Annotated in this window: 15 protein-coding genes; 2 read left to right on the top strand and 13 right to left on the bottom strand. The window is 48.1% G+C overall.

Going from position 1 to position 13778, the window contains the following annotated elements; genetic code table 11:
- Positions 1-122: 122 nt before the first annotated feature.
- Positions 123-2033, bottom strand: coding sequence for an oligoendopeptidase F (pepF, locus tag EIZ37_RS05570; protein ID WP_134683597.1), 1911 nt, complete (start codon positions 2031-2033; stop codon positions 123-125).
- A gap of 355 nt (positions 2034-2388) precedes the next feature.
- Between pepF and EIZ37_RS05565 the strand changes: the two genes are divergently transcribed.
- Positions 2389-2478 (top strand): YjcZ family sporulation protein, encoded by a 90-nt coding sequence (locus tag EIZ37_RS05565; RefSeq protein ID WP_134683596.1) that lies wholly within the window; start codon positions 2389-2391, stop codon positions 2476-2478.
- 179 nt (positions 2479-2657) lie between these two features.
- Here EIZ37_RS05565 and EIZ37_RS05560 read toward each other — a convergent pair whose 3' ends face one another.
- From EIZ37_RS05560 to EIZ37_RS05545, 4 genes are all read right to left on the bottom strand, one after another.
- On the bottom strand, positions 2658-3794 hold the full coding sequence (locus EIZ37_RS05560; protein ID WP_134683595.1) for an Ig-like domain-containing protein: 1137 nt from the start codon (positions 3792-3794) through the stop codon (positions 2658-2660).
- A 96-nt stretch (positions 3795-3890) separates the two neighbouring features.
- Complete coding sequence (locus EIZ37_RS05555) at positions 3891-4100, bottom strand: DUF951 domain-containing protein (RefSeq protein ID WP_134683594.1); 210 nt, start codon at positions 4098-4100, stop codon at positions 3891-3893.
- A 4-nt stretch (positions 4101-4104) separates the two neighbouring features.
- Positions 4105-4983, bottom strand: coding sequence for a mechanosensitive ion channel family protein (locus tag EIZ37_RS05550; protein ID WP_134683829.1), 879 nt, complete (start codon positions 4981-4983; stop codon positions 4105-4107).
- A 24-nt stretch (positions 4984-5007) separates the two neighbouring features.
- On the bottom strand, positions 5008-5283 hold the full coding sequence (locus EIZ37_RS05545) for a DUF3343 domain-containing protein (RefSeq protein WP_134683593.1): 276 nt from the start codon (positions 5281-5283) through the stop codon (positions 5008-5010).
- 153 nt (positions 5284-5436) lie between these two features.
- Here EIZ37_RS05545 and yyaC point away from each other — a divergent pair, with 153 nt between their 5' ends.
- Positions 5437-6036, top strand: a complete 600-nt coding sequence (gene yyaC, locus EIZ37_RS05540) for a spore protease YyaC (protein WP_134683592.1) — start codon at positions 5437-5439, stop codon at positions 6034-6036.
- Positions 6037-6107: 71 nt separating this feature from the next.
- Here the strand turns inward: yyaC and EIZ37_RS05535 are convergent, their stop codons facing one another.
- The 8 genes from EIZ37_RS05535 to EIZ37_RS05505 form a co-directional block, all read right to left on the bottom strand.
- A complete protein-coding gene (locus tag EIZ37_RS05535; protein WP_134683591.1) occupies positions 6108-7013 on the bottom strand; it encodes a diacylglycerol/lipid kinase family protein in 906 nt (301 codons plus the stop codon).
- A 289-nt stretch (positions 7014-7302) separates the two neighbouring features.
- Entirely contained in the window at positions 7303-7464 is a 162-nt protein-coding gene (locus EIZ37_RS25855) for a hypothetical protein (protein WP_167568685.1), read from the bottom strand.
- 117 nt (positions 7465-7581) lie between these two features.
- A complete protein-coding gene (locus EIZ37_RS05530) occupies positions 7582-8298 on the bottom strand; it encodes a DUF554 domain-containing protein (protein WP_134683590.1) in 717 nt (238 codons plus the stop codon).
- A gap of 25 nt (positions 8299-8323) precedes the next feature.
- Positions 8324-9484 carry an aminotransferase class V-fold PLP-dependent enzyme gene (locus tag EIZ37_RS05525; protein WP_134683589.1) on the bottom strand — a complete coding sequence of 387 codons (1161 nt, stop codon included), beginning with the start codon at positions 9482-9484 and terminating at the stop codon, positions 8324-8326.
- 32 nt (positions 9485-9516) lie between these two features.
- Positions 9517-10359, bottom strand: a complete 843-nt coding sequence (locus tag EIZ37_RS05520; protein WP_134683588.1) for a ParB/RepB/Spo0J family partition protein — start codon at positions 10357-10359, stop codon at positions 9517-9519.
- Positions 10356-11114 carry a ParA family protein gene (locus EIZ37_RS05515; RefSeq protein ID WP_134683587.1) on the bottom strand — a complete coding sequence of 253 codons (759 nt, stop codon included), beginning with the start codon at positions 11112-11114 and terminating at the stop codon, positions 10356-10358. Before EIZ37_RS05515 ends, EIZ37_RS05520 begins: the two co-directional genes overlap by 4 nt.
- An 867-nt stretch (positions 11115-11981) precedes the next feature.
- Entirely contained in the window at positions 11982-12827 is an 846-nt protein-coding gene (noc, locus tag EIZ37_RS05510) for a nucleoid occlusion protein (protein WP_134683586.1), read from the bottom strand.
- Between the two features lie 122 nt (positions 12828-12949).
- Positions 12950-13495, bottom strand: a complete 546-nt coding sequence (locus EIZ37_RS05505; RefSeq protein WP_134683585.1) for an MgtC/SapB family protein — start codon at positions 13493-13495, stop codon at positions 12950-12952.
- Positions 13496-13778: the final 283 nt, after the last annotated feature.

The following is a 13778-nucleotide window of genomic DNA, read 5'->3' as shown; positions in this document are numbered from 1 at the left end:
GATAATACAACGCTTCCTTCCGGCTGTCAGTTACCCTTGTCTTTATCATGAAAAAAGACAGAGCCTCTGTCAAAGAAAAAGTTGGCCCCCTTTTTCAGGAGGCCATTTCGGCAGTCATATCTTTATTTTTCGTTTACCAGCTTTTCCATTTCGGTCAAGGTCTCTTCAAAAATCTTCATCGCATCTTCAATCGGCTTTGCCGTAGACATATCGACACCGGCTGCCTTCAATACTTCGATTGGCGGCTGGGAGCTGCCCGCTTCCAGGAAGTTTTTCTTGATCTGATCAACAGCCGGCTGGCCTTCATCCAAGATCTTCTTCGCCAAGGCCTGGGATGCAGCAAAGCTGGTCGAGTATTGGTACACATAGTAGCGATAGTTCATGAAGTGCGGGATGCGCGCCCACTCCATGGCGATTTCCTCATCCGAAATCATGGTATCGCCATAATACTTCTTATTGATGTCCAGATAGATCTTTTTCAGCGCTTCTGCGTTCAGCGACTCACCCGCTTGCTCTTTCTCATGGATCACACGCTCAAATTCGGCAAACTGGGTTTGGCGGAACAACGTCGAGCGGAAGTTTTCCAGATAGTGATTCAGCAAGAAGAGCTTTTCCTCTTTGGTTTTTGCTTTTGCATACATGCTTTTGAACAACAGCGTTTCATTCATCGTCGACGCTACCTCTGCCGTAAAGGTTGGATAGTTGGACGAAATGTATGGCTGCTTTTTATTCGTATAGTAGGATTGCATCGCATGCCCCATTTCATGGGCGATGGTAAATACATCATCCAGCGTGCCTTGATGGTTCAGCAGCACATACGGATGTGTATCATAGGAACCCCATTGATAAGCGCCGGTACGTTTGTCATCTGTGGAGTACACATCTACCCAGCCGCCCTTGAAGCCTTCATCCAGCACCTTTACATAGTCGTCGCCCATGATTTTCAAGCCTTCCAGCACCATCTTCTGGCCTTCTTCAATGGAATAGTACTTATCATCGGATTTGACGATCGGCACGTAGATATCGTACATATGCAATTCATCCACGCCCAGCATTTTCTTTTTCAATTCCATGTAGCGGTGCATGAGCGGGAGATTTTTATTCACCGTCGCGATCAATTCGTCGTATACCTTTGTCGGAATGTTGTTCGGGATCAGGCTCGCTTCCAATGCAGAATCGTATTTGCGCGCTTTTGCATAGAAATTGTCCGCCTTCATCTTTGCCGCAAAAACCTGGGCGAATGAATCCTGGAAGCCTGCCATGGTCCGGTAGTAAGCTTCAAATGCATCCTTGCGCACACGGCGATCTTTGCTTTCCAGATAGGAAACGAAATTGGAACGGGTCAGCTGGACTTCCTTTCCTGTCTCATCCTTGATTTTCGGGAATTTTACGTCCTTGGCGAGCATGCTGTAGATATTCTCTGGTGAGGAGGCCAGTGGGGATGATTGCGCTAACAATTCTTCCTGTTCTTTTGGCAGGGAGTACGGCTTTGTGCGAATGATGTCATTCAGGAAGAGCTTGTATTCTGCGAGCTCCTTGGAACCCAGATAGCTCTTCATTTTTCCATCAGGAATGGCCACCACTTCGGGAGCCAGCCACGCCGTCTTTTCGGAAACCAGCGTGTTCAGCTTGTCAGCGCCATCGGCAAGCTCTTGCAGGGCAGAGTTGGATGAATTCACGTCCAGTGACATATTGGCATATACGTACACTTTGTCATTGAGGCGCATCAATGCCACATAATCGTCCAGCACTCGCTTCAATGCTGCGGCAGAACCGGCAATTTTCCCCTGATGCTTGGCGAAATCATTGGCCATTTTCTCAACCTTTTTCACATCCGCATCCCACGCTGCCTTGTCTGCGTAAATATGTTCCAATTTCCATTTATATTGATCGGGAATCTCTGCCCTTGTTTTATAGACTGGAGCCTGCTCCGCGGCTGCCACAACCGGTGTGCTGTAAGGAATAAATGGTGTGGAGAGTACGGATAATGCAACTGTCGCCGCTGTCATTGTAGACATGACTTTCTTTTTCATGAAACATGCGCCCCCATTCATTTTTCTTTATTTTGGTAATTAGACTTTCCGTAAAATAAAGTATTATACCCTTATCGATTAAATCCTCCTGACTAGTAAAAAAATTTAAAATATTGGGTCTACAATCACCGGACTTTTTTCCTGTTGTGAATAATTCTGTGGATAAGGAATGAGTTATCCACGTTTCAGGAAGAGTTCTCCCGATATTCCTTTGCTCATCCAGAAAAGTTATGCACATTTTCTGTGGATTAACTGTGAATAATTATTTTTTCCTGTGAACAGGGCATCCGCCCAAACACCCTGAGCATTCCGCTCATAGCATAGGTATTGAAACTACGCTAGGAGGTGTTCTCAAGTGGGTCTGTTCAATGGAGATTTCGACGATTTCGCGTTGATTCTGGTACTGTTCATTCTCCTCGTAATCGTTGGTGCATCTGAAGACTAATCTTCAGATCGCCAATCACTCCCCTCACCATCCCGTCGCCGAATCTGATGCGGCCCTCGTCTAGCCTTCTGGCAAGATGAAACCGTCATTGCCTCATCTGTGGGTAAATGTACGCCAGTCACTTATCCACGACAAAAGGATGCAGTGTCAAAACTGCATCCTTTTTCATGTGGTTTGCGTTATGATCTGCCTGTGGAAAACACAGCCTGCTGCATGATGTTGGCATTTCCCGACCTGTCCTTTAGCTGGTTGGCTGGCAGGACGATGGTGTATACCGTGTTCGGCTGCAGCTTTCCTTTTGCCTGAATCGTTACCGTCTTCTTGCTCTTGTTCCATGTTGCCCGATACGCGATAGCCGTCCCCTTGGCGTCGTAGAGTCCCACCAGCTGTCCGACTGTTTTGCTAGACAGCGGCGTTCCATCCATATGTGTGATTTCTTCGCCAAAGAGCAACGTGATTTTCGCATCTGTCGCTACATTGGCAGCGCCGTGACCCGGATGGATCGAAGCGGTCGGTGCAATGGTGTCGGCTTGCTTCCTTGTGGTGAATTGGTGAGTGATTTCTTCGTTTTTTACACCTTGCCGATCCATGACCTTTTTCTCCAACAGCGTAAACGTATAGGTGACTCCAGCCGCCAGATTGCCTTCCGGATCGATTGTGGCCGTGAGCAGCTTTTCATCCCATGTACCGCGGAAAGAAATCTTTTTTCCCTTTTCATCCGTCAGCTTGACGATTTTATCCACCGCCCCGTTGGACAGCTCCTGGTGATTGGCTCGTGTGACTGGCTTGTTGAATGTCAGCTTGATTGACGCATCTACGGCAACATTTTGTGCGAGATGCTCTGGTGTAATGGCTGCCTGCAGCGGCGGTCCGATCTCCTCCGTCCTGAATTGCGCCACCATCTGCTCATTGGGATTGTTGGAACGATCTTTTACCCGATTCGCGGGAAAGAGAAGCCGATACGTTGTTCCGTTCAAAAGCGGCTGCTTGGGGGTAATCGTGATACGCTTTTTCTCACTGCTCCAACTGACCGTTGCAGCAATCGTCTCTCCATTGACCGCTTGCGTAAAAATGAAAAGACCGGGCGCATTTTTGGAAGTAATCGCCGACCCATCTGCCAGCTTGACCTGTTCGCTATAGGTGACCGTGATCGCCGACTTGACGGGCACCTCACTCGCGCCATTTTTGGGCGTCACCTGCATGCTTGGCGGCTTTCGATCCGCTCCTAACGCTGACGCACTCATCTGTACCACGAGCAGCAGCGCCAGTACGCCTACCCATACCCTGCTTTTTTTCCACATCAAAAAGAACACCATCCTTTCCCCCTTCTGATCCGCACCCGACTGCGTCGCCGAGTACTCTAAGCGGATTATAGAAAAAGAAAAAAACGGTGTTCAAATATATTTAACGGACTATTCCTGCGTTCCTGGTTCAGCAGCCACCAATACCTTTTTCATCTTTCTTTCAAACTCCAAGCGCGGAATCATCACACTGTGCTCACAGCCTGTACATTTGATCCGGATGTCCGCTCCCATGCGAATCACTTTCCACGCGTTGGTCCCACAGGGATGCTGTTTTTTCATCTGCACAACATCGCCCAGTCCAAATGTCTTTCTCTCCATTTTTCTACTCCCCTTGCGCTTGTGCTTGTACTTTTCCAGCGTTCACAGACACCACTTTTGGATACGGGATTTCGATGCCTTTCGCGTCGAATTCCGCCTTGATGACGGCCCGCATTTTCCGTGTCACGGCATGATGGGTATTCGGCTTGCATTCGGCAATTACACGAATGGTGACATCGGTCGGCCCCATTGCCTGTACGCCCAATACCTGTGGTTCGCCTACCATATCAGCCGTTCCCTCTTTCACTTTCTGCGCCGCCTCTGCAATTACCTGCTCGACCTGCTCGAGATCTTCTTCATGCGCTACCAATATATCGACGACTGCCATGGTATTTTGAATCGAGAAATTGGTGACTTGCGTGATTTGGCCATTCGGGAAAATGTGCACTTCCCCTGTCCAGCTGCGGATCCGGGTCACGCGAAGTCCAATCTCCTGCACAGTCCCGTTGAAATTATTATTGATGGTGACGGTATCTCCCACGGCGAATTGATCCTCAAAAATAATGAAGAAACCGGTAATGACATCCCGCACCAGGCTCTGCGCCCCAAAACCAACGGCCAATCCGAGAACTCCCGCACTGACCAGCACAGGCTGCAGATCGATCCCCAGCTGCTTGAGCACCATCAAGATCGCCAAAAAGTAGATCGTGTAATTGGTCACATTATTGATCAGCACGCGTAGCGTATCCACACGTCGCTGCTCGAATTGAATCTTGCCAACCTCTCTCTTTTGAAAGACCCGATTGACGAAGACATGTGCCATCGTCACGATAATCCTCGCTCCGATGATGATGACCAATATCTTGAGCGCCGCCATCCCGATCGCTACCCACAGCGCCGGGTCGGCCAGATACGTGTAGATTTTTGCATAAAGGGTTTCCATCCAATTCGCTTGCTCACTCAAGAGCTACCTCTCCTTCCTCTCTCCCGTTTCATCTATTTCTTCGTAGATTGCAGTAAATTTTCGAAAATACCCACGGATGACCACCTCTTGCGTCTCGATCACTTCCCGAGCCAGCGGATAATCATCGATCGGAAATTCAATCGATAATGCGCAGCCTGCCGTCACCTCTTTGGGAGTAGGTCTCGTGTCAATATCGATGTCTGCATACTCCAGCAGCATTTCTGCCCGCAATGCCTGCTGCGTGGAATCGAACGCGATTAATACGGTACTGCCACTCACGTTTCCCCCTCCTTTGCATCCATTTTACCTTGCTCACGCTCATGATGCCAGTTGCTCTGACTTTTCAAAACGGTCCTAACGTTCCAGCAGGCAGGTATACTTTTCCTTTTTTCGGCATACACTGTGAATACTTTCCCCCCTGTGGAGGTAACGATGAAAACATGGAACCGTTTATTGGACGACTCCCCCTCACCGTTCAAGGTCGATTACAAAAGTGAACAGGCCATCGAGCAGCTGGGACAGCATCTGGCGGCGCGTTTTCGCTCCACTCCGGCTGACCAAGATGTGGTCATCCTCTGTATCGGGACAGACCGTTCTACCGGTGACTCTCTCGGTCCGCTTGTCGGCACCAAGCTGCACGCCCGTTATTCTCGACAATATCATGTTTACGGAACGCTGGAACATCCTGTCCACGCGATGAATCTGGCGGAAAAATTGGATGAGATTCAGCACACCCATCACAATCCATTGATGATTGCCATCGATGCCTGTCTGGGTCAATTCAGCAGCGTCGGTTCCATTAATGTGATTGACGGTCCTTTGAAGCCAGGGGCAGGTGTGAAAAAAGAGCTTCCGGCAGTAGGAACGTTTCATATCACCGGAATTGTGAACGTCGGTGGTTTTATGGAATACTTTGTCCTGCAAAACACTCGTCTGTACATCGTCATGCAAATGGCTGAAATCATTGCTGCGGGGATTCATCACGGAGCTCACGCTTTGGCGCATCACAGCTCTCTCGCCATGGATCGATAGCTTAAAATGAAGGAAAGAGACTTCACATTCACATGTCGGAAGTCTCTTTATGATGTTTTGGGGATTCTCCCCTATCGATTTGCGATGATTCGCAGCCTATTGGCTAGCAGCGCTACTGTTACCGGTGTTTTGGCAATCGCCTCTCCATCCGCATGAACATCCAGTGAATCCTCACTCTCTACACGGATGCTGCGCCCGTGGTAAAAGCGGACTGCCGGATGGCTCGTATGCTCTCCCGTGAATATTTTCGGAAAGGCGCGAAGCAATTGCCAACGACTTATATTGCTAATGACACAGACTTCCGCTCTCCCGTCATCCGACACTGCATGTGGGCAAATCTGCATGCCGCCGCCATAATTCGCTATATTGGACACTACGATCATCCATGCTTGCTTGCATTCATGAAGCTCATCTTCTATCGTCAATGTGAGATCGCATGGTCGATAGGAAAACAATACACGGAGCATCGAGATGATATAAGCCAGTTTGCCAAGACCGACCTGATTGCACATTTTTTTATAACTGGCTTCATTCGCTGTTTTGGCTATTTTCCCATCAAACCCAGCCCCGATTGCATTGACCGCTACCCGATCATTCATCATCAGCAAATCAATGGTCTTTTCTCCCTCTCCCGCTTCAATGCATTTCCATGCAGCGACTGGCTCCATAGGAAGATGGTAGGCACGGGCAAAATCATTGCCTGAACCGGCCGGTATGTGGCCAAGCAGACAATCCGCCCCTGAATCGACCAACCCATTCACGACCTCATTCAGTGTGCCATCTCCCCCTATCGCGACGATTTTTTCGAGATGACCTTGTCTTAGCAACTCCTGTGTTAGTTGGCGTGCCTCCCCACTTTTCTCGGTGATTCTTGCCTGGTATTCGACTTTTTCTTTGATGAGCTCACGCCTTACCTTTTCCCATGCCCGCTTTCCCCGACCGTTCCCTGCTGCCGGATTAACCACAAATCCGATCATGCTCGTCTCCCCTTGGTTTGTTGCGTTTTTTTCCTATTATATGGCCCCCCATACTGTTCACGACAAGCAAAAGAAAATCCTCTTCGCCCGCCTACCGATTGTGTCTCGGTTTATGGGAATAAGAGGATATTGGATACGATAACAAAATTTCTTCGATTCTTCAATTTTCATCTTGTATTCGGTATGTTCATCCATGCTCTCCATCTGAACAGTCAGGACGGTCTCCGGTGCAGCATCTTCGCTTCCTTCAAAAGGCCATTTTCATCAATGGTTGCGTGATCGACGGCAGTCATGCCAGTTTCTCGGGCATTCGGTTTATATGTAAGGAAGGCTCTTCAGGATCGATGATCGCATTTCCTTTTGCTCCTTGGCTGACCAATGAATAGGTAAGCCTGTCACCTTCTGGGCTAATCCCATCAAATATCATAACGGTACGTATCGTCAATTTCATCGTTACCATCCATTCTACCTAATTTCCCCAGCCCTGAGATAACATCTTTTTCTTCTAAGCAAATAAAAAAACGCCTCCGTCTTCACGAAAGCGTATCATCCATATGCACATTCTTTTTCAAAAAAACTTCCCTAACCAATCTACCAAAGGAACCCCTAATGCAGCAACCACCAAAGCAGGCAGCATATTGGCTACGTTCACTTTTTTCAACTCGAGAATATTGATCCCGATCGCGATAATCATCACTCCACCGACAGCGGTTACCTCTGCGAGGATCGCATCCAGCATCGTTTGACTGACCAAACCGTAGATTTGCGTGGACATGAGCGCAATCGCCCCTTGGTACAGCAGCACCGGTATCGCGGAAAAGGCAACCCCAATGCCTAGGGTAGAAGTAAAAATGATAGCGGAAAATCCGTCGAGCATCGCTTTTGTATACAAAATATCATGGTTGTTACGCAAACCGCTGTCCATGGCTCCCAGAACCGCCATCGCTCCAATGCAATACACCAAAGTAGCCGTTACAAAACCGGTTGCGATGCTTCCATCCTTGCTGCTGCCGCCAACCTTTTTCTCCAGCCACTTTCCTGTTTGGTTCAGGCGATCTTCAATGCGCAACAGCTCTCCCACGATAGAGCCAATCACCAGGCTGATAATCAGCAGCAAAAAGTTTTTTGAATCCAGACTCATGGTGATTCCCAATACGATGACAGCCAGTGCGAGTCCCTGCATGACTGTCTGTCTGATGCCCGCTGGTATCCCCGACAATAGCTTGCCGATGACAGCACCGAGGAGAATGGCGCCAGCATTGACGATGGTTCCTAGTAAGATCAACGGTTACACTCCCTTGGCTATACGTTTATGATGGATGAAAAGCGGATGCAATCTCGGTGACCGCCGTAATGAGCAGTTCAACATCCTCGTCGGTATTGAAATAACCAAAGCTGGCCCGTACGGCTCCCCGCTCTTCTGTGCCCGCTGTCCGGTGACCAAGCGGTGTGCAGTGGTACCCAGCCCTTGTGGCAATCCCGTACTGTTGATCAAGTATATAGGATACTTCCGACGCATCGGCCCCATGAATATTGAACGCAACGACACCAACCCGCTCGATCTCGGTGCCAGGCCCGTACACGTCGACTCCTTTTATCTGCTGCAAGGCCTGAATGGTTTTCTTCGCCAAGCTCCACTCATGTGCGTGAATTTTTTCTACGCCGGTTTCCAGAATAAAAGTAACCCCTGCGAGCAATCCGGCAAGTCCAACCGTATTGGCAGTCCCACTCTCGAATCGGTCAGGTCTTGTGGTCGGTTGCTCGATCGCCTCGGATTGGCTGCCCGTCCCGCCATGAATCAACGGCTCAAGATCCAGATCACTCCGCACATAAAGCGCCCCAGTACCCTGTGGCCCGTACAAGCCCTTATGGCCAGGAAACGCAAGCATGTCGATGTTCATTTTCTCCACATCGATGGGCAAGATACCAGCCGTCTGCGAGGCGTCTACCAAAAAGGCCACTTCTCCCTCTTTTGCTATCCGCCCAATCTCGACAATGGGCAGGATCAAGCCAGTCAGGTTCGACGCATGGCTAACGGCAATAAGACGGGTTTCCGGCCGTATAGCGGCCTGAAAGTCTTCCGCATAGAACAATCCATCCGCTCGTGGCTCCACATAGGTGACGTCAACCTGCTTGGTTCGGCGCAAATACTCCAATGGACGTCGCACAGAGTTATGTTCAATCGAGGAGCTAATGACATGATCTCCCTCACGGAGAAACCCTTTTATCGCCTGATTCAACGCTTGCGTCGCATTTAGATAAAAAAAGAGGTCATTCGGGTTTTTAATCCCAAACAACCGCGATACCTGCATGCGCGTACGAAAGATCGTTTTGCTTGCTTTCATCGCCAAGGCATGTCCGCCACGTCCCGGGTTAGCCCCGTAATCATCAATCGCTTCTGCCATTGCTTCTTTTACACCAGGCGGTTTGGGCCAAGACGAGGCTGCATTATCCAGGTACGTTATCCGCATGTTATCCTCCCAAATCAAATTGAGGTATGGTTCTACTCCATTCGCAGCATATCCAAGATTCTTTGCAGATCATCGCTGGAGTAAAATTCAATTTCTATCTTTCCTTTTTTCGCACCTTTATTGATTCGTACGGATGTTCCAAAATACGTCCGCAAACGTTCTTCCATTTGTGTAAACGCCTTTTCCTTTTTCACAGGCTTTTTGCTTTTTGTTTCACGTGAAACATTCAAGGCTTTTACGAGTTCCTCTAACTGTCTGACGCTGAGCCCTTTTTTCACGACATCAAAAGCGACTTGCCATTGCTGGTCTTCGTCTTCGATTGGAAGCAATGCGCGGGCATGCCCCATTGTTAAAGACCCTACAGCCACCAATTCGCGAATTTTCAAAGGCAATTGGAGCAAGCGCAAGATATTAGCTACGTGCGGTCTGCTTTTTCCGATTCTTTTCGCCAGCTCATCCTGCGTATACGAATAATGTCCGATCAGTTTCTCGTATGCTTCAGCCTCTTCGATCGGATTCAGGTTTTCACGCTGCAGATTTTCGATCAGGGCAATCTCCATCAGCTGCTGATCCGTGTACTGCTTGACCACGACGGGAACCCTTTGCAATCCTGCTTCCTTGGCAGCGCGCAGTCTTCGCTCCCCCGCTACCAGCTCGTAGCCTTTAATGCTTTTGCGTACGATTAGCGGTTGGATAACTCCGTGCTCCTTGATCGATTCGGCCAGCTCCTGTATCGCTTCCGCCGCAAACTCTTTCCGGGGTTGATATGGATTGGGACGGATATCACCCAGCAACGCTTCTGTTACCTGATCGCTCTCCTCCACCAAATTGGAGTTGATTAATGCGCTAAGCCCTTTTCCCAATCCTCTGCTCATATCCCGATCACTTCCTTCGCTAAATCAGTATATACCTCAGCACCTCTGGAACGTGGGTCATACGTAATAATAGCTTGTCCATGGGAAGGAGCTTCACTCAAACGCACATTCCGAGGAATGATAGTCTGATACACTTTGTCCTGAAAGTATTTCTTTACTTCTTCAATGACCTGGATCCCCAGATTGGTTCTCGCATCCAGCATCGTCAGCACTACACCCTCAATCGTCAGAGCGGAATTCAGATGCTTCTGCACGAGACGAATCGTATTGAGCAATTGGCTTAACCCTTCCAATGCGTAATATTCACATTGAATGGGAATCAAAACGGAGTCTGACGCTGTCAAGGAGTTTACCGTTAAAATGCCCAAAGAAGGCGGACAGTCGATAATGATATAGTCGTATTTGTCCTTCACTACTTCCAGCGCCCTTTTCAGCCGAACCTCGCGAGAAATAGTCGGAACAAGTTCAATCTCCGCCCCCGCAAGCTGAATGGTAGCAGGAATAATGAATAGTCCATCAATTTCCGTCGGAAGCGTTGTATCAACCGGACTCACATCATTGATCAGCACATCATAAATACAGTACCGTACGTCTGCTTTATTCACGCCGATTCCGCTAGTCGCATTCCCCTGCGGATCAATATCTACGAGCAATACTTTCTTCCCCAACGCGGCCAAGCACGCACTCAAATTGACAGATGTCGTTGTTTTACCTACGCCACCCTTTTGATTGGCGACCGCAATAATTTTCCCCAACTTTTCCACCTCATTTTAAAAAACTTGGCTACGTTTAGAAAACTTGGCTACGCCAAGCCTTCACCGGAGCCTTAGTTGCACTTATGTGGATAAGAAATTTTACATTCTTATCCGCCAAGTCTATGGCGGAGCCTTTGCTGTACCTCTCGTAAATCGGAATATGGATAATTCCAGATTTATAGAGAAAACTCACTTCCGCCAGGCCTTTGGCGGTTCCTTCGTCTCCGTTGGATCAATAGGATTCTTTGATTTACTCCTATGACCTGAGAAAAACTTGGCTTCGCCAGATGTTCGGCAAAGCCTTTGCTGTGAAGCGCAAGATGCGCAAATGCAGGCACAGCAACGATGATTGCCTTGCAGCCCGCGATTATTATAGAAGAAATTCACCGCTTACAGAGAACTCTAAGTCCGCATCTAGCATGTATTCCTATTGTAGCGCATGCGGTTGTAAAAAAGTAGAAGGAAACCGGAAAAAAACGAGCCAGGTCGGCTGTAAGTTTTTCCACTTCCCTTATGCTTGGGACACAAGATATACAGTATGCCTATTTCTACAGACAAAACAAGGCTGCACCAATCGACTGGCGAAGCCTTTTACATGATGTTGTTGTCGAATCCTTCAAGTTGAATGAAGAAACACTTCAATTGAGCCTCTCGAAGAAGTTACCGAGTCCTTCTGTAGAGGAAGTTCTTCATGCTGCATCAGGTGATTAGTCATGGAATTTATCCTTTTTGATACAGTTAGAAAAGTTTGGGCACGAAAAGACTTTTGCAGAGCTTAGTTGCCCTTATGTCGATGGGAAATATACAATTTCTTATCGACCCACAAAAAAGACGGCTAGTTACGCCGCTTTTTTGTATCGATGTTATTTATTTCTTCGATTTCGGGATGCGAATGGTAAACTGATAAAACTCTTCCGTATCCTCTTCATTGGTCTCAACCGGCAAGCCTGTCTGGATGACCATATCAATGGACTGCCTGACCGTGTTAATCGCAATTCGTGCATCTCGAGAAAATGCTTTCCATTTTGGCCTGGATTCTTTGTCCTCTGGCTGTTTTTCCGTTGCTTCAAGTAGCTGCTTTACACGGGTTTCCGTCTGTTTCACATTCCATTCCCGCTCAATAACTTCCTGAAGGATCCGTTCCTGAAGGCTTGCATCCTTTAACGGAATAAGAGCCCTTGCATGCCGCTCTGTGATGGTTCTCGTTAATAATGCATCCTGCACCAATTGCGGCAAATGAAGCAAGCGCAACTTGTTTGCGATCGTCGATTGTCCTTTACCCAAGCGTTGTGCCAAGCTTTCCTGCGTCAGATTATGCAGGTCTATTAGTTTCTGATAAGCGACCGCTTCTTCGATAGCTGTCAGGCCCTCGCGCTGTAAGTTTTCGATCAGTGCAATCGAAGCAGTCTGCGTGTCATTGAATTCCTTTATAATCGCAGGGATTTTCTCCATCCCTAGCTTTTTCGTGGCACGCAAACGTCTTTCTCCGGCGATCAGTTCATACTGATTATTGCGGACACGCACCACAATCGGCTGTATCAGACCGTGAGTCCGTATCGTTTGGCAGAGTTCTTCAATCTTTTCATCATCGAACACCGTACGCGGCTGATAGGGGTTAGGCACAATTTGATCAATAGGTATTTGTCGTATCTCTTCGCTATCCGTCTTGTCGGTAAATCCCAACATCCGCGAAAATTGATCTTTTACTGACATACCGTATCCCCCACTTCCAAACATTACACTTGAAGTTATTCTCCATCCTTCGTCGGAATTCCTTCTCCCTAAATTGTTGATTTTCATTTATACTGCATGCAATGTTTCACGTGAAACATGATCTATTCATCCTCAGAATGTCCCCCGTTCTTTTGAGCGTGTTTGTAATCATCGTCCTTGTCTTCCTCTTCGCCAGAGCGTCTGGCGTAATGAAGCAAGCGGGGAAACAAGCGGTGGAAATCGAGCACGACATAAGTAAATACAGCAGCGACGATCGCAGGAATATAAAGTCCTGCGCTAAACATCAGACCGATCGCTGAAGCTACCCACATACCAGCCGCAGTTGTCAGTCCTTTTACTTCACCATTGAATTTGATGATGGCTCCCGCTCCCAAAAAGCCCATTCCCGTTACAACCTGTGCAGCCACACGCCCCGGATCATTATTGACCCCTTCCGATGAAAAGCCATAGATGGAAGCCAGACCAAACAAGCAAGAACCGAAGCAAACCAGGCTGTATGTGCGAAAACCCGCTCCCTTAGGCTGCATGATATCCTTAAAATAGCGTTCCCGCTCCAGACCCATGATGGCACCTGCTACAAACGCCAAAAACAAGCGGAGTATAATCGTCGGCAATTCTGGTGGAAAAAAAGTCATGAAGGCATTCATCGTGTTTCATCCTCTCCAAGTCCAAACCGTCAAATTATCTGCCCATTTCCTATTCCTTATATTACCCCTTCACTGCTCCGGATTTGTTGTTCACTTACCGCTTACCTACAATATATTAGGTTGAAGGTTAAAATGCCAAGCGATGCTTTCGTTTAGAAAAAACTTGGCTATGCCAAGTCTTTGGCGGAGCTTAGTTGCTCTTATGTCGATGAGAATTTTATAATTTCTTATCGACCCAAAAAGAGGGTGTCCCAAAAGTCATCATAAATGACTGAGGGACTGC

This window comes from Brevibacillus migulae, from assembly GCF_004521915.1.
GTDB lineage: Bacteria > Bacillota > Bacilli > Brevibacillales > Brevibacillaceae > Brevibacillus_F > Brevibacillus_F migulae.
This window is presented reverse-complemented; position numbering and strand designations above follow the sequence as displayed.